The organism is Bacillus sp. CHD6a, assembly GCF_001293645.1.
Lineage (GTDB): Bacteria > Bacillota > Bacilli > Bacillales > Bacillaceae_I > Sutcliffiella_A.
On record NZ_LBMD01000002.1, the window covers coordinates 165001 to 185026 of the forward strand.

A 20026-nucleotide genomic window follows, 5' to 3' on the forward strand; every position below is an offset into this window, starting at 1 on the left:
GACCTTACACATCGTTTACCTTTTGTACGTATAGAAATGAAAAAAGTTCCAATTATCATCTAATTTAAAGCGAAAAATAGGTAAATGGGTCACCGCACCCATCCCCTCATCAAAGAGGACTTTCCACCCACCATCTAGAAGTATATTCCAATTAACCAAATAGGTAGGTGATAACTTGAAAGCACTATTAGTAATTGATGTTCAAAATGGCATTGTTAATTTTGGTGAGTTTAAAGAAGAACTTTTAGTGATGGAAAATGTCATAAAAGATTTCAAGGATAGCAAAAGCCCTGTCATCTTTATGAGGCATGTGGATGACATGGAAGAGAGTCCTTTATATAAAGATTCCGTTGGTTCTGAGCTGCATGCTTCCTTAAAAGACTATGCTGACCATGTAATAGAGAAGCAAACTCCAAGTTCATTTGTGAATACCAGCCTCTCTGAAACACTAGAAAAGTTAGGCGTAGAGCATCTTTTCATTACAGGCTTTAACACAGAGTTCTGTTGTATGTTTACCGCCATCGCAGCCTTTGATAGAGGCTATAACGTGACATTCATCGAGAATGCTACGGGAACGGTGAATAACGAAGAAACATACGAAATGCCAGGCTTGGATATAAAGGACTTTGTAGGGACTGTCTTGCATTGGTCAAATGCAATAGAAGTATTAGACTATGAGGAGTATGTAGAAGAATATACAGTTTTAAAATAAAGAAATGCAGGTGATCATATGGATTACCTGCATTTTTTTCTTAATAGGTATGAATGCGACCATCTCTATGCTCTCAACTCACTCTTCTCCAAGGCACGCTCCATCACCCACTGCTTGGTGATGGTTATTAGCTCCTGGTAGGTGGTAGTGCTGGAGTATGTGTGGTTCGCTTCTTTAATGGTGTAGAGCTGGCAGTTTCCATTTGTTCTGGTGTTAAAGGCGTTGGCATATTGTGTTGCATATTGAACGGGAATTTCTTCGTCAGCCTCCCCGTGGATGATAAGGACATCTCCTAAAAAGAAAGGGCAAAGTTCAATTGGCTGATGGTCTTCTAATGATGTAATAAACGCTTCAGATATACAGTATCCTTGGTAATCATAGAGGTTGTTGCTGCCTTTTTGGATTATTTCGCAAATATCTTTGGAAGGATTACCTACAGGAGACCAAAGAATCAGTCTTTTGACATCAGGTTCTTTTAAAGAGGCAAGTGTGGCCACCGCACCGCCTAGGCTGTGCCCTATAAGAGTGATGGAGGAAGGATCTACACAACTCAATGTTTTTGCAAAGTTTAGCACTGCTTTTGTTTGATCAATGAAACCATCCAAGGTGTTTGACCCATAATCGCCCTCGCTTTCCCCGCATCCAGCATAATCGAATCGTATCAAGACATAACCGAGTTCATTCAAGGCGTCACATGCTTTAACGAAAAGTCGATTCACTCCAACCTTTGAGCCAATAAATCCATGACAAATTATGACTATAGGAAAAGCCGTTCCTTTATCTGAAGAATAGGATGGGGGATAATCCAAGGATACAGACAGATTTAGATCTTTCCACGGTAAATGAAGGTGATGTCTCATTTGTAGTCCTCCTTGATGGGATAGTGTTTAATATTCCTATAAGTTTACTTGGTATTAATATCGAAAAAAACGCCCTCTCCAAGAAAAGGAGAGGACGTATGAAAACATCCGTTAGCTTCCTTATCTCTCAGGTAATCACCTGCTGGAATTAGCACCTTCTTACACCGAAGAGGTTGCTGCGGGATCATAAGACCAGTTCTTCCCCCGACTCTTTATAAGGATATAGTTGTAAAAAATTATGATCGTGTCTACACGTTGTTGGTATTATATGACTTCCAGTTTGGAAGGTACCGCTACCCAGTGCCCTTTTGTGATTTCTATCAGTTCAGAATCCTGAAGCCCGTATTTATCCTTCTCGTCCGATTCTTTCATGAGCTTGGTGCTTCTATTGTACTCTATTTTAGGGTCAGGAATCGGGATGGCATCCAACAAAGCCTTGGTATAGGCATGTTGAGGATTGTTATACAGCTCCTCGCTTTCAGCCAATTCAACAATCTTTCCTTTGTACATCACTGCTACTCGATCACTGATGTGTTTGACCATGGAAAGATCATGTGCGATGAAGAGATAGGTTAACCCAAGGTTTTTTTGAAGATCTTCTAATAGCGCAACAATCTGTGCTTGGATGGAAACGTCTAGTGCAGAAAGCGGCTCATCACATACGATGAAGCTAGGCTCTACTGCCAGCGCGCGTGCTATTCCAATCCGTTGTCGCTGACCGCCTGAGAATTCATGTGGATACCGTTCGGCGTGAAAGGATGAAAGGCCCACTAGCTCTAATAATTCCTCTACTCTTTTTCTCCGTTGTGCGGAGCCTGTTGTCAGTCCATGAAGGTCCAAAGGCTGCCCGATGATGTCTTCTACTTTATATCTCGGATTTAACGAGGAGTATGGATCTTGGAAAATCATTTGCATATGTTTGCGCATATGTTTTAGTTCTTTCTTGTTTAGCCGGTTCAGTGGTAGGCCTTTATATAACATTTCTCCTGCTGTTGGTTCGTGCAATCTCAGTAAAGCTCTGCCTGTGGTACTTTTCCCGGAACCTGATTCACCAACAAGGCCTAATGTCTCTCCTTTGTATATATCAAACCCGATATTGTCTACAGCTTTTAACACATTCCCTTTGCCTAAAGGGAAATATTTCTTTAAACCTCTTACATGAATGAGTGGCTCTGCTTGAAAGGGAATGGAAGATATTTTCTTTTTCTTCTTTTCATCAAGCCTTGGGAGGGCATGAAGCAACTTTTTTGTATAAGGATGTTTGGGTTTCTCAAAGATATCAACCGTGTTTCCTTGCTCCACAATCTCTCCGTCTTTCATCACTAGCACCCGATCACACATACGGGCAACGACACCAAAGTCATGCGTAATTAAAAGAATGGAGGTATGAAATTTCTTTTGCATGTCTTTCATCAGGTTTAAGATTTGGGCTTGAATGGTTACATCAAGCGCGGTAGTTGGTTCATCTGCTATGAGTAAGGCCGGGTTGCAGGCTAGAGCTATAGCGATGATCACCCGCTGTCGCATTCCTCCTGAGAATTCGTGGGGATATTGGGCATAACGTTCCTCACTGTTTGGTATACCAACAAGCTTTAACATGTCAATGGCTTGCATTTTAGCATCGGATTTGGAAAGGTTCTGATGTTTGAGGATGCTTTCCTCCAATTGTTTTCCGATGGTAATGGTCGGATTTAATGACGTCATTGGATCTTGGAAAATCATGCTGATATGCCGTCCTCGGATGTTCTCCATCTCTTTTTCCGTTTTCGTTAACAAATTTTCCCCTTGAAAGGAAATCTCCCCTGATTTTATAAAGGATGGGGGAGTGGGAAGTAGTTGCATGATCGATTTAGCGGTCACACTTTTTCCGCTCCCTGATTCCCCTACAATGCCTAAAGTTTCCCCTTTATTAATGGAAAAGCTTATGTTTTTTACAGCATCAAATTCCAATTTTCCTGTTCGGAAAGATACGCTTACATTCTTTAAATCTAGTAGGTTATCCAAGTACAACCACCATCCGTGCAAATAATTTTTTTATAGAAATAGAATATTATATATTGTAATATATTAGAATTAAACTATACTATACCTATCGGAATTAAGCAATTTAAAGTAAGGAGGCGAAAAAACTTTTGTTGGAATCAGCGAAACAGGCATATCAGAAGAAACTTGTCGATACCAGAGCGACCTCAAATGGATTACAGCTGATATATGAGAAATTATGTCGTGCCCCCATTTATAAATGGCTAGTGTTACTACTCGGAATTCCCGTTGTTGTATGGATTTACGGGCTTTTTTTAATGAAAAGAAGAGAGGACCCTTATAACGAAGTCTTCCATAACGTAAAGGAACAATTAGACGCAGAGGGTGTCTATGAGCGATTAGTGAGTAAGTACATAACTCAAATCAACCAGAAACATAGCTTTTTTAACGAGCAAGTCCATTCAGCGAACGTGGAGAAAGAAGCTAAGCGTTGGGCGGATGAAAAGTATACCGAGATAATAAATTGGGAAGTGGAAAAACAATTACACGCTTCGGGAAAGCAAAGGATTACGTTTGATCACGTTTTTACGGAATTGTTGGGGAAAAGATTGTTTGTCCTTCTAACATTCGTGCCCGGAGTGCTTATGTATGTATTGATGTATGTGTTTGGGAATCCCTATCAGAAGTTTATCGTAGAAAGATTGGCAATGAGTGTGTTTGTTGTCATCGGTGTCGCTTTTTTTGTCTTTACCATTCTGTATTTATCTCCATTCCAACCGGCTGCCAATATACTTGGAGAGTCGGCAACGCCTGAACAGATAGCAGCTTTCAATAGCTTATATGGCCTTGATCAGCCTTATTTTGTTCAACTTTGGAATGCATTAAAAGGGATTGTTACCTTTGATTTGGGAACATCCTTTACTGGAAATGAGAATGTGGCAGACAGTATTTTCCGCAGATTTCCTATTACGATGGTCTTGGCAGTTATTTCTCTCTTAATGGCCATTATGATAGCAATTCCAATTGGAATTATTGCAGCAACGAAACCAAATTCTTTTTTTGATTATACGTTTATGTTCATTGCCTTGATTGGGTTGTCTATCCCGAATTTTTGGCAAGGGTTGATTTTTATCCTTAACTTCTCTATTAAACTACAATGGTTACCGGCAACCTTCAGCCCGGACAATTGGCTGTCAATCATCATGCCCGCGGTTGTGCTTGGAACAGCGCTTACGGCTTCTATTGCGAGGATGACCCGTTCATCTACCCTTGAAATTATTCATGAGGATTATATGTTAACAGCAAAAGCAAAGGGGCTGTCTAATCAACAAGTGCTGTGGAAGCATGGAGTGAGAAATGCCATGATCCCTATTATTACGGTCATTGGCTTGTTATTTGGTGGAATGCTTGGCGGGGCGGCAGTCACAGAGAAGGTGTTCAATATCAGCGGAATCGGTAGCTTTATTGTAGATAAGCAATTTATTCCCGATATTCCAAGTGTAATGGGTGGGGTTGTCTATATTGCGATCACGATCTCACTTGTCAATTTATTGATTGATGTTCTTTACGCGTTCTTTGATCCGCGTATCCGAACAAAAATGAAACACTATTAAAGTAGGTGATGTGTTGAAAACAGAACTAGAAATTATACCGGGATATGTGAAAACGCATGCCCTAAAGCTATCGGCGGAGTATAAACAGTCGGGATTTGCTTTCATCATGTCGGCTGTTATAACGGTTATCTTCCTGTTACTTTCTTTTGATTTCTCATCTAAAGAAATGAATCAACCGTTAGCGATCCTGTTCGGTATCTATGCCGTATTCACCTTAATCCAACTGACAATATGGTGGAAGGTGAGAGGAGATATTATCAAGGTGGGCTATGTCCTTCCTGTAACTAGAAAACTAGGAATCATTCAGATTGGGAGTATTCTTACAGGGAACATCTTTACTGGAGTGGCTGGATTCTTGTTGGTAAAGAGGAAGACTACACCGGAATATGTGTATGGTACATACATGCTTGTGACACAATTCTTCATCATTGGTGTTTCAGTGTTAAATATATTCAAACCTTATGTAGCCGACAGCTTTCCGTTAGCCATGCTGGCTCTCTTGATTATCCTGTTCCTTTACGTTGTGACTGTCGGTATGTTAGCAGCGGATGTACTGGAAAAACGGAAAGGTTTGGCAGTATTCTTAGCGATTATCCTTTTCCTAACAGCAATTACAGGGAATCTTTTCGCACTTGTCACAGGCTATCTCATCTTAAAAAAGCGATTTGGGTTAGAAAGAGCGGTAAATAAAGCCTTGTATTCTATCTTGGAAAAGCTGTCTTCGAATGCGACAGCGATGTTAGGGATGTTCTTTATCCTATTTGCGTTTTCGCTGTCCATCTGCAGCTACTTCACGTTTGATTATAGCCTTGCGATAGAAAATAACTATGAGGCTATCTTGCAGTCTCCAAGTCTAGTTTTTCCATTAGGTACAGATAATTTCGGCAGGGACCTCTTTTCAAGGATTGTCTTTGGGGCAAGGATTTCCCTGATTGTGGGCATCATTTCTACCTTGATCCCATTTGTTGTCGGAGGGGCGCTTGGAGCCATCTCTGGATATTATGGACGTCATACGGATAATGTCATTATGAGGCTGTTGGATATTTTATATGCCATTCCAGGGATCTTGCTTGCGATTGTCATTATAGCGGCCTTTGGTTCCAGTACCACCACATTAATTATTGCCCTAAGTGTTGGTGCCATCCCAACGTATGCAAGGACCATGCGTGCAAATGTGCTGATGGTCTCCAATTATGAATACGTAGAATCAGCAAGAGCGCTTGGAGCTAGTAATCTTTCCATCATTTTTCGAGAAATCGTCCCCAACTCCATGGCCCCGATGATAGTAAAATCCTCCTTAACCATAGGCGGAGCTGTTATCGCAACAAGTAGTTTAAGCTATCTGGGCCTTGGGATTGAACCGCATATCCCGGAATGGGGGAACATCTTGAAGATTGGCAGCACGTATTTAGAATCCCATTCATATTTAGCAATTTACCCCGGATTAGCCATCATCCTTTTGGTGCTTTCCTTTAACTTTCTAGGAGATGGATTAAGAGACGCGCTAGATCCCCGGGCCGATTGATAGATAAATAGACCATATGACCTTTAAAGAAATAGGAGGAGTTTTAATTGAAGAAAACGTATTTAACGCTTGTATTCATTGCCGTTTTGGTTTTATCAGGCTGCCTTAATACCAAGTCTAGTGTGGAAGAAGAAAAAGCAAACGACGGGGTAACTGAGAGTGGTTCTGCAGTGGAAATTGAAGTATTGGGGATGGCAAGCTCAGAAGATGACCTCAATATTGTAAGAGATCAATTAGAGAAAAATGGATTCACGGTTAAATTAAACATACAGCCAGACTATGGTAGCTTTACGTCCCAGAAAGAAGCAGGAAACTATGATATTGCGCACTCCAGTTGGACGACGGTAACAGGAAATCCTGATTATGCAGTACGAGCGCTTTTCAAAACAGACGGCGCTAACAGCATCATGTCTGATGAAGAAGTAGACAAATTGATCGATCAAGCAAGTACAGAAACACCAGAGGAATTCGCATCCACGTATCAAGCGTTGGAACAACGACTTGTATTTGACAAGGCCTATATCGCACCTTTGTATAACTCCTTTAAAGCCCAAGGTGTCAACAAAGAAGTCCTAAATGAAGAAACCGTAAGATTGGCAAAGTCACGTGCAGTAGCATGGGAAACAATCGACTTTAATGATTCAAGTAAAAGAGAGTCGACTCCACTTGTGACACAACAAGCAATCGGCGCACTTACATCCCTTGATCCAATCAAAGGAAACGATGGTTCTATCAACACTCTAAATACTAATATGTATGTTCGCTTAGTCAACTTAACAGACGACGATGTAGTGACATCAGACGGTTCTCTGTCTTTAAATCATGTTATTGCAGAAGGGAATGCCGCGTATTACTTCTTGCTAAGAGATGATATCAATTTTGCTAAAATCACAGATGGAGCAGCAGAAGACACAGGAGAAAGAGTAGGTGCAGATGATGTTATCTTCTCCCTGAAACGTGCAAGCACAGCAGACTCTGTTCCAGATCACCGCACATACAGCCTGCACGAGCATATTGAAGATGCAGAGCTTGTGACAGATGTAGCAGAGCTAGAATCAGCAAAGCAATCTATCGGCGAAGGAACCATAAAAGAAGCGTTGGAACAAGATCTTGACGTGAAAATCAGTGAGCTAGTGGCAGATAAAAACGATGCAAACAATCAAGAAGGGAAATACCAAGTGGTCAAAGTAACCACGTCCAAACCTTTCCCTCAAGTATTGAACTACCTGGCGCATCAATCGGCTGGAATTGTTTCCAAAAAGCAAGTTGAGAGCATTAATACGTATGATGTAGCAAGCTTCGACCCAACAAAGGATGTTCCTTACGGAGATCAAAATACAGTGACAGAGGGTGGACAATATGACAACCACCTATATGCCAGCGGACCATATATCCTTAACAGCAAAAACGACTATGAAGCAACTTTCCTGAAAAACCCTGCCTATATGCCAGGAACAGAGTATGAGGCGAATATTTCAACGGTGACGGTTCGTTTCATCCAAGATCCAGACAGTGCTTTATCTGCACTACGAAACGGTGAAATCCACCTATTTAACGGCGTACCTGAGACAAAGTATGATGTAGTCGAGAGTGACGAAAAACTCTTCCTTCAAAAGAACGACAGCAATGCCGTTGCTTACTTACTTTTCAATACAAAAAATCGCGAAGTCTCTGATAGCGAAAACCTAAGAAAAGCAATCTTACACTCTATCAACCAAGACGAAATCATCAGTTTCTATCAAAACAACAAAAAGAAAGCAACGTCCACGGTAAGTCCATTGGTAGACACAGGCAACGAATTAAAAGCTGATCCAGCTAAAGTGAAAGAATATTTGAAGAAATATCGTGAAGAGAAATAGGTTTGAGGGGACAGGTTCCTTGACCCATTTTTCAAATGAATAGAAAGCATTATGCAGGTGATTGCACGTTGATCACCTGTTTTTTTATTGGGTGTGAAAAGGGGAGAGGAAGTTTGTTAAGGATATGGGGCAAGTGGGCTATGTTTTTTGCCTGCTAAATGAAAAAGTAGCTGTTATTGATTAGAAATGGCCTTAGTAAAATTGGTTGGGACAACTTTTATCTTCCTTCGGTCAAAAAATGATGAAAATGACGTGAGGTTCGGTCAAAGTAGGAGGGGGGTTCGGACAACTTTTAGCAGGGTGGATTTTTAGTTCGGTCAATTTTGGGAAATCTTCGGTCAACTTCCTGAAATCTTTGGACATCTTTGCGAAAACTTCGGACATTTGCCCAAAAGGCTTACAAGTAAAAACTTAGCTTACCTGAAGTCTTCTGTTTTTCCAGCATAACAAAATTTAAACAAACGTTGGTTTAAATCAAAATTCAACTTTGTAATCATAGACTTTAAATCCATTCGTCAAAGCACAACCATTTTCGCAACCTATACTGAAATAATACCTGCCCATCCATTCAACAACTATCTACCCAAACGGGTTCTCCGTGCAAGTCCTCTTCAACTCAAAACCTCTTGCACAACTATGTCACACCATGATATAGTCATGATACGACATATATCACGTCACGACATACCGCAGTAAAAGAGGTGTCCACATTGGAACTATCCAAAATTATAAAAAAATACATACCCATGACCGAAACCGCATTCTACATCTTGCTCTCATTAACAGAACCACGCCATGGCTATGGCATCATCAAGCACGTCGAAGAAATATCAAACAACAGAATACGTCTAGGCTCTGGCACCATCTACGGAACCCTTACAAAAATGCAAAAGGATGGAGTGATTACCGTATTCGCGGATGCCGAGCGAAAAACCGTGTACGAAATCACCGATAGCGGCAAAGAATTGATCACCGCAGAGATCGAGCGATTGAAGGAGCTTCACGGTAACGCATTGAAGTACGAGGGGGATTTTAAATGAAAACCTACACGAAACCATTATGGAGCTATGATGTGCAGAAAACAGAGCAATGGCTTACCGACCAGGCAAAGGCAGGCTTTCGCGTAAAAGAGATGCACCGTTTTAAACGAGGTTTTACATTTGAAAAGGGCCAGCCAAAGGATGTTACCTACCGAATCGGCTACGATAAAATAAAACCCGCAACCCTTTCCAACACGATGCGCAATGACGGCTGGGAAAAAGTCGCCCAAAGCGGCAAGTGGTATGTGATTGCAAACGAAAGACCGCAGGCAGAAGTGACCACTTCCACCAGTCGCGACGCCATTATCAAGCGTAACAATTTTATCTATTACGCATTCATGGCCATACTCATCTACATAACATGCGCAACGCTCGCGAACGTGGCCCTCATCACCACCACCACCATCTCAAGTGACGGCAACGTGGAAGTAGAAGAGAGCCCACTCTGGATTATCACCTACACTGGTGCAGCACTAGTAACCGCCTTTTACCTGTTCATGATCTACTCTGTTTGGAAAATAAAGAAGACAAACAAGGCGCTCTCAACCGAGAGTCCATCAACTTATAGGACACCAAACACCCTAGAGAAGAAAAACCTTACCAAAGCAGAAGAAAAACAACTGAAGCGTGAAGGCATCCTCATCAAACGCCGCAAATTCGGCTGGATGTACGCACCAGACAAACTGGAAAAATGGCTGGAACAAATGGCAGCAGACGGAAACCGCCTCCACCGCATCAACAGACTTGGCATCACCTTCTACTTCCGAAAAGGGGAACCGCAGTCTATCAAATACAGCGCCGACTACCAAAACCTATCGAACGACAGCTATTTTGAGATTCATAGACAAGCAGGTTGGAAGGAAGTGTTCAGTTCAAAGGGAGCCCTCCAAAAATGGACGATCTGGAGCAAGGAATACGAAGAAGGCGAAACACAACCAGCCTTGTATAGCGAACAAACGCATAAGCTCAAGCAAGCCAAGAAAGTGGCCCTTTCCTATACCGCCTTGTTTTTACCACTGGTTCTTATGTACATCTATATTGCGAGCCTGAACACCTTCTATATTTTCCGAAACGGTGGGGAGTGGTCCATCGTGAATTCAAACACCATTATGTTTTTCATCTGTATCCTCCTATTCGGAACATACATCACGAAAACGTGGATGTATTATTTTAGGCTGCGCAGGGCTTGAGAATTTTAAATGAAAAAAAGGACCATTAGAACCCAGACGGTTTTAATGGTCCTTTTTTAAGATGCTATTCCTTTTTCATCAAAATTCATCCCTGCTTTTTTCCGGTGTCAATGCCCATATCAACCCAATTGTGTTTGGTGGAACGCTTGCAAGCAAGAACCACCAGATGCCGGTAGCAATAGAGAGAACAAAAAAAATAAGGAGGGAAACAGCCACAATCGCTATCCCCAATTTGACTCTAGATGGTTTCAAGGGCTCTGACATGTTCATATTGATCGACAAAATTACACCTGTAATTCCCCAGCTCGCCATATGAACTAGCATGATGACTCCAAGAACCATCCCGGCCCTTAATTCCATACCGAACATGATCAAAGTGAATAGAATGTACAAGGAAGCAAGAGTGAAGAACCAAGAAATGGCCCGCGCCTTTTGCCAAATATGGTCATGCAGTTCATCCAACCCACCATGCGGTTTGGCCATACGGCGGCCAAACCACCAAGCTAATATTCCAATCACAGCTCCTCCATATAAACCGACCAACCCGCCAATTTGTACCTCCATTATTTCTCTCCCCCTTCATCTAATAGAAAGACCTCTTCGATGATGCAATCGAATACTTTTGAGATATTGTATGCTAGTTCAAGTGATGGATTATACTTTCCTGATTCAATCGCAATGATGGACTGTCTCGAGACGCCTACCTGTACAGCTAGGTCCTCTTGCGTCATCTTTGCAGCTTTGCGCAGATCTTTAATCTTATTTTTCAACTTCTCCACACCTCCGATTATTTTTGTAAAGTACGCTTTACAATCGGTTGTAAGTAAAGCATACTTTACATTCGGTGGAATGTCAAGGGTGCTTTACAAAAAAGGGCGTTGACGAAAAGGAAGACTCCGCTATAATTATGGTTATTATTGGATATAACACAGGGGGACAATATGAAGAAAAAAATCATCATCGGACTTTTATTAGTAGCCGTAATTTCCGTCGTATCTTTTAAACTATTTCAGAATGCTACAAGCAACATAAATGAAGACGTATTAACAGATTTAGAGGGAACGATCTATTTTACCGAAAGGGTGGATGGGGTACTTACCTTGTTCAAAGCAGACGCAAGCCTGCAAAATAAAACATTAGTCTATAGCCATCAAGGGAAGGGGAATGACGGGTTCGGAAACTATAATGATAATATAATAAACTTTTATTATAATAAGACCGAGAAAACGGTCTACTTCATCGCAATGGATAACGGAACTTGGAGTTTGTTCTCCTTAAGTGAAGGGGAAGCGACACCGACTGTATTGCAAAAAGAAGTGATGGAAACAAAGACAGATTATTTACAGAACGAAACGGAAAATGGGACGGCTTCCTCCAAAAAAGGTTCTTTGTATTTGTTGCGCGAAGGAAACGAAAAAATTATCAAGAAATTCCATGGTCTGTATGACGAGAAGTTCACCGGATACCGGCCAACTGGATTCTCCCCAGACGGACAACACTTAGTCTATCATTCCATGGAACACGCAACCCCACTCGGAACGATCTTGAAGGGGATGGTTGCAGAATCAGTTGGCAATACGTATGTGATGGATTTATCAACATTGGAGAGTGCGGAGTTTGTTGATGCTCATAATATTCAGTGGGTGGAGGAGTAGAGGGGGAGAGGTACGAGCAATAAAAAACAGTGGCGGCAAACTTAACTGCGCCACTGTCTATATCTTATTCAACGGGAAACCGTGCCTGTCTCCTCTACTCCCTCGAAAACACATGCTTAAAAACAGACCGAAGTACTAACACAACCCCTACTAACACTACCCCGGTTAATACAATCGCAGAATTCATCCCAATAGGTTTAAACCAACCTTCATTAGGAGGAGTAATAAAAGCTGTCCCCAACCAAACGGAAACAATAATAGTGATCACGTTTACTAGAATTATAAGCCCAACCTTAACTTTCATAGACAAGAAACCAACCAATCCAGCAAATAATAAGGTACCTACGAACGAGAAATCAGCTCGCTCTGGATGCTGTGAAGTTTCGAAGTAATGATACAGAAACGGCATAGGAATTAACGAAACAACAATCCACAAATGTCTAATAAAAACTCCTCCTCTTAATTGAAGAACGTGGGTCGGCGTGCCTGTCCGCTCAGCCCAATTCATAAAAATACATTAGCATAAATTTCCTTTTTGATATACGATTAATACATAATATTTACAGATACATAGAATAAAAGGGGGCTTCATATTGTATTTATTACTGTCGATTTTATTGTCTACCATATTAGGTTATCTATTACTCATGATGGGACCTTTGGTTGGCGGTTTCCTGGCTTTTGGAATATTCGCAGGCATCTTGTTTAGAGGACTGTATCTCCTAAACGACATCCACAAAAGGCTCACAAAAGATGAACCCAAATACGATCCAGTCAAAGAAGCTTATGAAAACTATTTGAAAGAGAAAGAAAGTCAAGTTCAAGGGAATTAATCTCAGAAGGTATCGTCGTGTATGTCCCGATGGATTAAAGCTTGGACTTCCAACTTAGATGTAGGTCCTCGCCTCCAAAACAAAAGTCACTTGGAATAAATATCTATATGTTGTAAAATATTCTTATGGATATCCACTAGGGGAGCCAATTGGCTGAGACGAAGCTTTACGCGACGGACCCTTTGAACCTGATCTGGGTGATACCAGCGGAGGAAAGTGGCGCATTGAGTTTAGTACGTACATATACTCAAGCTCCTCTTTCCCATGGAAGAGGAGCTTTTTCGTTATTTAATAGATAGCGATTTTACTAAGTTTTGTTCTTCTGTGGGAAAAGGTGGGTATTCTCCTAAAAAATTTTTTAAGGAGGAATACGACATGAAGTTTTCTGAGCAGCTACGAAGAGAGGCAGATCCGATTTTTCAGGCAATCTTTGAACACCCATTTGTAAAAGGTATTGGGGAAGGGAATGTACCAAAAGAGGCCCTTATTCATTATGTAGAGCAAGATTTTGAGTATCTATCTACTTTTTGCAGAATTTATGGGCTGGCCATTTCCAAATGCACCGACCGAGAAGATATGGCATTCTTCCAACAACAAATAGGGTTTGTGCTAAATTCTGAAGTTCATCCACACAATAACTTTTGTGAAGTAGCTGGCGTTCGTTATGAAGATTTGCAAAAAGCTCCACTTGCCCCTACTGCCCACCACTATACTCGGCATATGATGGAAGCGGCAGCAAACGGGACACTAGGTGAAACACTTGCTGCCTTAGCCCCTTGCCCTTGGACATATTGGGAGATTGGGAAAAAGCTGATCGAAGAAGTGAAGCCAACACCTGATCATCCTTTCTATGAATGGATCATGTTCTACGGAAACAGGGAAGTAACTTCTATCACACAGGTGTTCATGGACAAGATTGATGCTTGTGCATCAAAAGCAGGTGAAGAAGAAAAGCAACGCATGCGAGACCACTTCATCACTAGCACACAATTAGAACATCAATTTTGGACAATGGCTTATACACAGGAAAAGTGGCCTGTTGCTTTAGATTGTATCAGGGTTTAATAATATAAAGGCTAAATTATACTAAAAATGCAGGCAATCATAATGATTACCTGCATTTTGTCGTCTATGTTTCATTGTTGCAGTGCAGCTTGATCCATGTAAAAAAGTTCCCAAAGATGCCCGTCTAAATCTTGAAAGCTCCAACCATACATAAAGCCGTGATCCTGTGGTTCTTTGGACGGCTTTCCACCAGATTCCAAAGCAGCATGGACAATTTTATCCACTGTTTCCCTACTATCGACAGATAAAGCGATGATTGCTTCTGTGGATATGGTAGAATCCGCAATTTCCTTACCGGTAAACGTCTTGAAATGGTCCTCCGTTAATAACATCGCATAACTATGATCATTGATAACCATACAAGCTGCTAGTTCATTTGTGAACTGTTGATTAAATTCAAAACCAAGACCAGAGAAAAATTCTTTGGATTTGCTCAAATCTTTAACTGCCATATTAACGAAAACTTTTTCAACTTGCAGACCCATAATTTCCACCTCATTATTAGAATATTTGCAATTCTAAATTTCGTTAGCCTATCCTTCAAGTCCTTTGAAAAAATTTGATCTTAATATATTTGTAATAATATTGTTAGGAGGCTCCTAATTCAGGGGTCTATAGTGCTATGTAACAAGGATTAGCCCTTGTTCTATGTACCTACCTAAATGAAGAATAACTTATTGTAGGAATTTATAAATTATGAAATAATTGGTATTAACCAACCTGACTAATGACATTTAATCCATAATGTTTACAGATACATAGAGTACTCGGAGGCTTGGGGTTGTACAAAATACAATCCATTTTTGAATTAAATGGGTCGCTGTGCTGTCCCTATGGAGGTGTCTATGAAAAAATACGGTTTGTACTTTATTACATTCTTCGTTCCAGCGTACATAGTTCTAGTTGTTTTTGGGGTGGGGGAAACTTTCACAAAAGGTATCCATGTTTTCATCTTATCTATTATAGTGCTAATCATTCAGTGGATGTGGGATAACTCCAAAAAACCATTCAAACAGAAAAGATAATTAGTTGATAAAGGAGTACAATCCTATGAGAAAAACCAACATACAACCATGGACCAAAGAATGGGAAATGGCATATGACCAAGAACACATGCTACTAAAAGAAATCTTAAAAGAAGAATTAGTAGATATCTTTCACATCGGAAGTACATCTGTACCGGCAATCGGTTATGCCAAGCCCATCATTGATATGTTGATTGTGGTAAAAGATATTGAAAAGGTTGATCGGTACAATGAAGCGTTACGAAAAGTCGGGTATGAACCGAAAGGCGAGAACGGGATAGCAGGGAGAAGATACTTCCCAAGAGGCAAGCAACATAGAACTCACCATGTACATATCTTTCAGGTCGGAAATGAACATATACAATCACACTTGGATTTCAAAATGTATCTGCTGGCACACCCAGAAGAGGCAAAAGCATATGGAGAATGGAAACTTAAATTAGCTAGGAAGTTTCCTGAAAACCACCATATGTATCAAGAAGGGAAGCAGGAGTTTGTGAATGAGCTTGTCGAAAGGGCCAGGAGTTGGGGGGGAATACATGAATGATGTGTTAAATAATATTAGAAGGCCAGTAAATATATCGTTCTCAAAGAAAGTTGTATCTTCGTCCTTCCTATTTATCGCAGGAGTTATGCTAGGTGTGTTTTCTAAAATGCTCGATGAAACGGCTAGTAACCAATTGCCTTACTTTCTTCAAGTAATGGATTTACGAAACTTCTTTTCTCGAATGGGCGTTTGGTTATTCCTTGCAATGCTAGTTGCTTTGCATAGCAAGTCACCCTTAAGGGCTTCCATCAATGTTTTTGTGTTTTTTGTCGGCATGGTAGGTAGTTATTACGTTTACACGATTATGGTAGCTGGCTTTTTTCCGAGATCGTATATGATGATTTGGGTCACCATGACGGTTATCTCTCCATTCATGGCTTTTGTTTGTTGGTATGCAAAAGGCAATGGGATCCTGGCTATACTCATTTCATCGTTTCTATTAATGTTCATGTCCAGACAAGCCTTTGTATTTGGCTTTTGGTATTTGGACATTAGCTATATTCTGGAATTCCTACTCTGGATCGCTACAATCATTGTTTTATATCAATCTCCAAAGCAATTGATAAAAGTGTTTGCGATAGGGATGTTTTTCTACTTCGTTACTGCACCTTTTCATTTAGGGTGGGAGATGTTGTAGATGCAATTATATTTAATGGTATCACGACTTGTACGCATCGATTTAACAAAATTAATGGAAAGACATTATTGGAAAAATGGCATCTTAATGTTTGGAAAAAAACTCATTGCAGGATTCCGTTCTTGGCGGATTAGTTACAGGTTATGCCATGAATCTGCTCCTAATTACTTAAATTTATGTTATACCATCTTCTATGTTATCTGATTTTGCTAGCAAAAGCTTGACGGGGTCAAAGCGAATTGTCCCTCATTCCTCATTCACTTATATATTAAGTAATCGGGCAGGATTGTGGAACAGGGTTATTAAATTTGAGAGGAAGTAAAGGTATGGTCGAAACATTTGAATTTAAGATTACAGCATTAAATAGAGCTCGGAAGATAAGCGTTTTACTACCTAGTGAATATGTGTATTCAACAAAAGATTACCCAGTTTTATATATGCACGATGCACAAAATCTATTTAAAGATGAAGACTCTTTTTTTGGTTCAAGTTGGAGAATAGCGGATTGTGTATTAAAGAGCGGCAAAGAACTCATCGTAGTAGGTATTGATTGTAATGGAGAAGGTACAAAACGTTCAGATGAGTTCGGTCCTTGGATTAGTGAGAAAAGTGTAAATGAAGGTTTATGTATAGATAATTCAATTGATTTAGGTGGAGAAGGAGAAGAATACATAGAATTTATCACAAAAGAACTAAAGCCTTTTATTGATAATAAATATAGAACAATTGTTGATGATACTGCAATGGCTGGGAGTTCAGCTGGAGGGTTAATATCTACTTATGCTATGTGTAAATATCCTTCCATTTATAAAAGAGTAGCTGCACTTTCTAATGCTTACTGGCTAAATCAAAAAGACATAGAGAACTTTGCCGAAAAAAGCGACTTAACAGATATTAAAAGATTTTATTTTGATGTAGGAACCAAAGAGCAGACAGCCTCATTTGATTCAGCTGCTTACCTTAACTCAAATATCTCTTTTAAAAATGTAATAGAGAATAAAGGCATTAATTATCATTTTGCAATCTTTGAAGATGCAGTTCATAACGAAGAATCCTGGAGAGAACGTTTTCCTGACATTATTAAATATTTATATGAAGTTTAATACTTAACAATATTCCGCAATCTAGGAGCACTTGCAACATAATGAGTCGCTCCTTACTTAAGAATCGAGCAGGTTTATGGAATAAGGTGGTACAAGTACAAAGGGGGCAACTGCTAAGCGCTACTTATGTATAAAGGATTAGCGCTTATTTTGACAACAAGTAAAAAAGTAATTCTACTGACAAATATTTTCACAAACAACTGAAACGCTAAAAAGACATGGAATTTCTAATGGAATGTAGAAACGGAAACAACGGGGGTCATAGATTATATGAATGAGAGTCTACAGGGAAAGATAGAGGGAGTAATAGGTCCTATACATAAAGTGAGTGTATTAGATGAGCAAGGCTGGACTTCCGAAGTGCGTAAAATTTCCACAGAAGATGGTTCATTTTTACTAAAAAGTAGCTATAAAGAGAAATATCGTGAATGGTTACGAGCAGAAGCTCGGGTCCTACAAAAACTTAATAACGATCCAATCATCTCTGTACCTGATTACTTCGGTCTTATTGAGGAAAAAGATAGTGATCATCTACTAATGTCGTTTGAAGTGGGGATGTCATTAACTTCAGCGTTGAATAATTCAACTTCACTCAAAGAAAGGAAATCCTTAATTAGAAGTTTTGGTAGCTTCCTACAACAATTTCATGAAAATGAGCCACTTGAGAGCTTAAAAGGTGAAGGGGATTGGTTAGAAGGTCAGCTTACAAAGGCACAAAGCTATGTAGAAAAAGGGCAAACAGGGGCGGAATTACAATTATTAACCCATCTAGAGACCAATAAGCCTACTCCAGTAAAACAAACCATGATACATGGTGATTGCACAACAGATAATGTGTTTGTAATAGATGGAGAAGTGCAGCTATTTATAGATGTTTCTGGAATGACAGTCGGTGATCCAAGATATGACGAATCCCTCGCAATAAGGAACTTCATGAATAATCCGGAGTATCTAACTGCTTTTTATGAGGGGTATACTCGATATAAGGTAACAAAAGAGGAGTTTCAATACTTCGATGAGGGGTTATATGAGTTCTTTTAGTTTCAGATAATAATTCTTATGTCTCTAATAATCAAGGTGATAGCAGTAAGGAAAAGTGGGATATCATCCGAAAAGCGAGAACGGGATAGCAAGGAGAAGCTACTCCCAAAAAGGAAAGAAAAATAAGATTATGAAATAATTGGAATATATAAGATTTTTAGAACCATCAAAAGGGGAGAATAAATATGTTAAAAGTAAGACCTTTAGAAGATAGAGACTATGAATTGATAAAGCAAGCAGAAGAAGTAATTGAAAAGAATTATAGATATGGACGACATCATATTGGTTCAGCAGTTAGAACAGCAAGTGGTAATGTTTTTTCAGCGGTTCACGTAGAAGCGAATGTGGGAAGAATAACTGTGTGCGGAGAAGCAATGGCTATTGGTAAGTCTATTTCAGAAGGTGACCACGAATTTGAAACAATTGTAGCAGTCGCTCACCCTCATCCACACGAAAATATAGAAAAATGCTGGGTAGTTGCTCCCTGTGGTATGTGTAGAGAGTTAATTAGTGATTATGGGAAAAATGCAGATGTAATCATTTCCTATAATGATAAGTTAGTGAAGTGCAATGTAATGGAATTACTACCAGAAAAATATACAAGCGATATGGAATGAAATCTTAAAGAAACTAGGAGCGATTGTTAAAAACGGTACTGTATTATAGAAGGAGGACTGAAATTGGAAAAGGAATATTTTGTACAATATTCGGACCAAAGCATTATTAATAGTTTCAGCTTTCCAAAAGATGTTTTTGCATCTATATCTATAGGAATGACTGACATCACAAATGATTTAATAATATCGTTGGTCCAAAAAATGTTCGGTCTTCCTGTTTTCTTTGTATTGAACTCAATGATCTTTGGATATGAGAAAGAAACTTTGATTTCTAATAACATTCCATTTTTTGAATTTTCGTCAGATGGAGCTGTCATAAAAGTAGACTCAACAGAGAAGCTACATCTTATAAGTAAGCTTGCAGAAGAACTGGTTTCCAATGGTCTGAGTGTATTCATATTTCACGGGAATGATCTATCAGAGCAAGATTTAATTCCTCCAAAACATTGGATGGATAAACCTTTAGTATTTGAAAACCTTGATGTTAATAAACTCGAAACTTTTGTAGATATTGAAGAGGTGGGGTTCACCATATTTACTAAAAGTAGTTTATTTGACTCTCCTGAGAAAATCCCAAACTACATACCCAATGATTATCTCCTTAATATTGATAGTAGTGATATTTAACTTATCCGTTATGGTCATTGCCCGGCAACTTGGGCTTTAACAGAATAAGTAGGTCAGTAGAATTACACTATTTTTTATATTGTTACAGAAGAGA

Annotated in this window: 23 protein-coding genes and 2 riboswitches; of the genes, 17 read left to right on the forward strand and 6 right to left on the reverse strand. The window is 39.8% G+C overall.

Translation table 11 applies throughout. The annotated features are described in order from the left end of the window. The first annotated feature begins 175 nt into the window (after positions 1-175). Entirely contained in the window at positions 176-712 is a 537-nt protein-coding gene (locus tag AAV98_RS03510) for an isochorismatase family protein (RefSeq protein ID WP_060664172.1), read from the forward strand. Positions 713-777: 65 nt separating this feature from the next. On the opposite strand, the gene AAV98_RS03515 is transcribed toward AAV98_RS03510, so the two are convergent. Both AAV98_RS03515 and AAV98_RS20780 read right to left on the reverse strand, forming a co-directional pair. Beyond that, positions 778-1572 carry an alpha/beta hydrolase family protein gene (locus tag AAV98_RS03515; protein WP_060664173.1) on the reverse strand — a complete coding sequence of 265 codons (795 nt, stop codon included), beginning with the start codon at positions 1570-1572 and terminating at the stop codon, positions 778-780. Between the two features lie 117 nt (positions 1573-1689). After that, a riboswitch (SAM riboswitch) is annotated at positions 1690-1793 on the reverse strand. A 43-nt stretch (positions 1794-1836) separates the two neighbouring features. Next, positions 1837-3576: an ABC transporter ATP-binding protein gene (locus AAV98_RS20780; protein ID WP_060664174.1), complete on the reverse strand. Its 1740-nt coding sequence runs from the start codon at positions 3574-3576 to the stop codon at positions 1837-1839. Positions 3577-3704: 128 nt separating this feature from the next. Between AAV98_RS20780 and AAV98_RS03525 the strand changes: the two genes are divergently transcribed. The 5 genes from AAV98_RS03525 to AAV98_RS03545 all read left to right on the forward strand — a co-directional run bounded on the left by AAV98_RS03525 (position 3705) and on the right by AAV98_RS03545 (position 10782). Then, on the forward strand, positions 3705-5168 hold the full coding sequence (locus AAV98_RS03525) for an ABC transporter permease (protein ID WP_442853670.1): 1464 nt from the start codon (positions 3705-3707) through the stop codon (positions 5166-5168). Between the two features lie 106 nt (positions 5169-5274). Further along, a complete protein-coding gene (locus AAV98_RS03530; RefSeq protein WP_082380765.1) occupies positions 5275-6693 on the forward strand; it encodes an ABC transporter permease in 1419 nt (472 codons plus the stop codon). 47 nt (positions 6694-6740) lie between these two features. Next, positions 6741-8552, forward strand: a complete 1812-nt coding sequence (locus AAV98_RS03535) for an ABC transporter substrate-binding protein (RefSeq protein ID WP_060664175.1) — start codon at positions 6741-6743, stop codon at positions 8550-8552. A gap of 746 nt (positions 8553-9298) precedes the next feature. Continuing rightward, positions 9299-9592, forward strand: coding sequence for a PadR family transcriptional regulator (locus AAV98_RS03540; RefSeq protein WP_060664389.1), 294 nt, complete (start codon positions 9299-9301; stop codon positions 9590-9592). Continuing rightward, positions 9589-10782, forward strand: coding sequence for a DUF2812 domain-containing protein (locus AAV98_RS03545; RefSeq protein ID WP_060664176.1), 1194 nt, complete (start codon positions 9589-9591; stop codon positions 10780-10782). The genes AAV98_RS03540 and AAV98_RS03545 overlap by 4 nt, the downstream gene beginning before the upstream one ends. 78 nt (positions 10783-10860) lie before the next feature. Here the strand turns inward: AAV98_RS03545 and AAV98_RS03550 are convergent, their stop codons facing one another. Together AAV98_RS03550 and AAV98_RS03555 are read right to left on the reverse strand one after the other, a co-directional pair. Beyond that, positions 10861-11346 carry a hypothetical protein gene (locus tag AAV98_RS03550; protein ID WP_060664177.1) on the reverse strand — a complete coding sequence of 162 codons (486 nt, stop codon included), beginning with the start codon at positions 11344-11346 and terminating at the stop codon, positions 10861-10863. Next, complete coding sequence (locus AAV98_RS03555) at positions 11346-11552, reverse strand: helix-turn-helix transcriptional regulator (protein WP_060664178.1); 207 nt, start codon at positions 11550-11552, stop codon at positions 11346-11348. Before AAV98_RS03555 ends, AAV98_RS03550 begins: the two co-directional genes overlap by 1 nt. A 171-nt stretch (positions 11553-11723) precedes the next feature. On the opposite strand from AAV98_RS03555, the gene AAV98_RS03560 reads away from it, so the two are divergent. Beyond that, positions 11724-12437 carry a hypothetical protein gene (locus AAV98_RS03560; RefSeq protein WP_060664179.1) on the forward strand — a complete coding sequence of 238 codons (714 nt, stop codon included), beginning with the start codon at positions 11724-11726 and terminating at the stop codon, positions 12435-12437. A 94-nt stretch (positions 12438-12531) separates the two neighbouring features. On the opposite strand, the gene AAV98_RS03565 is transcribed toward AAV98_RS03560, so the two are convergent. Beyond that, complete coding sequence (locus AAV98_RS03565; RefSeq protein ID WP_060664180.1) at positions 12532-12873, reverse strand: hypothetical protein; 342 nt, start codon at positions 12871-12873, stop codon at positions 12532-12534. 157 nt (positions 12874-13030) lie between these two features. Here AAV98_RS03565 and AAV98_RS03570 point away from each other — a divergent pair, with 157 nt between their 5' ends. Together AAV98_RS03570 and tenA are read left to right on the forward strand one after the other, a co-directional pair. Next, positions 13031-13270 carry a hypothetical protein gene (locus tag AAV98_RS03570; protein WP_060664181.1) on the forward strand — a complete coding sequence of 80 codons (240 nt, stop codon included), beginning with the start codon at positions 13031-13033 and terminating at the stop codon, positions 13268-13270. Positions 13271-13398: 128 nt separating this feature from the next. After that, positions 13399-13502, forward strand: a riboswitch (TPP riboswitch). Between the two features lie 143 nt (positions 13503-13645). Then, complete coding sequence (tenA, locus tag AAV98_RS03575) at positions 13646-14335, forward strand: thiaminase II (RefSeq protein WP_060664182.1); 690 nt, start codon at positions 13646-13648, stop codon at positions 14333-14335. A gap of 71 nt (positions 14336-14406) precedes the next feature. Here the strand turns inward: tenA and AAV98_RS03580 are convergent, their stop codons facing one another. After that, a complete protein-coding gene (locus tag AAV98_RS03580) occupies positions 14407-14820 on the reverse strand; it encodes a VOC family protein (protein ID WP_060664183.1) in 414 nt (137 codons plus the stop codon). Positions 14821-15180: 360 nt separating this feature from the next. Between AAV98_RS03580 and AAV98_RS03585 the strand changes: the two genes are divergently transcribed. The 8 genes from AAV98_RS03585 (at position 15181) to AAV98_RS03620 (ending at position 19932) form a co-directional block, all read left to right on the forward strand. After that, complete coding sequence (locus AAV98_RS03585; RefSeq protein ID WP_060664184.1) at positions 15181-15360, forward strand: hypothetical protein; 180 nt, start codon at positions 15181-15183, stop codon at positions 15358-15360. Between the two features lie 25 nt (positions 15361-15385). Further along, on the forward strand, positions 15386-15907 hold the full coding sequence (locus AAV98_RS03590) for a GrpB family protein (RefSeq protein WP_060664185.1): 522 nt from the start codon (positions 15386-15388) through the stop codon (positions 15905-15907). Continuing rightward, positions 15900-16544 carry a hypothetical protein gene (locus tag AAV98_RS03595; RefSeq protein ID WP_060664186.1) on the forward strand — a complete coding sequence of 215 codons (645 nt, stop codon included), beginning with the start codon at positions 15900-15902 and terminating at the stop codon, positions 16542-16544. Before AAV98_RS03590 ends, AAV98_RS03595 begins: the two co-directional genes overlap by 8 nt. Then, a complete protein-coding gene (locus tag AAV98_RS03600) occupies positions 16545-16748 on the forward strand; it encodes a hypothetical protein (RefSeq protein ID WP_060664187.1) in 204 nt (67 codons plus the stop codon). Positions 16749-16870: 122 nt separating this feature from the next. Continuing rightward, positions 16871-17647, forward strand: coding sequence for an alpha/beta hydrolase (locus AAV98_RS03605; RefSeq protein WP_060664188.1), 777 nt, complete (start codon positions 16871-16873; stop codon positions 17645-17647). A 270-nt stretch (positions 17648-17917) separates the two neighbouring features. Beyond that, positions 17918-18688, forward strand: a complete 771-nt coding sequence (locus AAV98_RS03610) for an aminoglycoside phosphotransferase family protein (protein ID WP_060664189.1) — start codon at positions 17918-17920, stop codon at positions 18686-18688. 185 nt (positions 18689-18873) lie between these two features. Continuing rightward, a complete protein-coding gene (locus AAV98_RS03615; protein ID WP_060664190.1) occupies positions 18874-19305 on the forward strand; it encodes a cytidine deaminase in 432 nt (143 codons plus the stop codon). Positions 19306-19368: 63 nt separating this feature from the next. Beyond that, positions 19369-19932, forward strand: coding sequence for a hypothetical protein (locus tag AAV98_RS03620; protein ID WP_060664191.1), 564 nt, complete (start codon positions 19369-19371; stop codon positions 19930-19932). Positions 19933-20026 lie beyond the last annotated feature (94 nt).

Coding starts and splice junctions, on each gene's coding strand:
- AAV98_RS03590 (WP_060664185.1), top strand. CDS start 15,386: ATGAGAAAAACCAACATACAACCATGGACCAAAGAATGGGAAATGGCA.
- tenA (WP_060664182.1), top strand. CDS start 13,646: ATGAAGTTTTCTGAGCAGCTACGAAGAGAGGCAGATCCGATTTTTCAG.
- AAV98_RS03540 (WP_060664389.1), top strand. CDS start 9,299: ATGACCGAAACCGCATTCTACATCTTGCTCTCATTAACAGAACCACGC.
- AAV98_RS03600 (WP_060664187.1), top strand. CDS start 16,545: ATGCAATTATATTTAATGGTATCACGACTTGTACGCATCGATTTAACA.
- AAV98_RS03605 (WP_060664188.1), top strand. CDS start 16,871: ATGGTCGAAACATTTGAATTTAAGATTACAGCATTAAATAGAGCTCGG.
- AAV98_RS03560 (WP_060664179.1), top strand. CDS start 11,724: ATGAAGAAAAAAATCATCATCGGACTTTTATTAGTAGCCGTAATTTCC.
- AAV98_RS03530 (WP_082380765.1), top strand. CDS start 5,275: ATGTCGGCTGTTATAACGGTTATCTTCCTGTTACTTTCTTTTGATTTC.
- AAV98_RS03550 (WP_060664177.1), bottom strand. CDS start 11,346: ATGGAGGTACAAATTGGCGGGTTGGTCGGTTTATATGGAGGAGCTGTG.
- AAV98_RS03580 (WP_060664183.1), bottom strand. CDS start 14,820: ATGGGTCTGCAAGTTGAAAAAGTTTTCGTTAATATGGCAGTTAAAGAT.
- AAV98_RS03585 (WP_060664184.1), top strand. CDS start 15,181: ATGAAAAAATACGGTTTGTACTTTATTACATTCTTCGTTCCAGCGTAC.
- AAV98_RS03610 (WP_060664189.1), top strand. CDS start 17,918: ATGAATGAGAGTCTACAGGGAAAGATAGAGGGAGTAATAGGTCCTATA.
- AAV98_RS03515 (WP_060664173.1), bottom strand. CDS start 1,572: ATGAGACATCACCTTCATTTACCGTGGAAAGATCTAAATCTGTCTGTA.
- AAV98_RS03595 (WP_060664186.1), top strand. CDS start 15,900: ATGAATGATGTGTTAAATAATATTAGAAGGCCAGTAAATATATCGTTC.
- AAV98_RS03545 (WP_060664176.1), top strand. CDS start 9,589: ATGAAAACCTACACGAAACCATTATGGAGCTATGATGTGCAGAAAACA.
- AAV98_RS03615 (WP_060664190.1), top strand. CDS start 18,874: ATGTTAAAAGTAAGACCTTTAGAAGATAGAGACTATGAATTGATAAAG.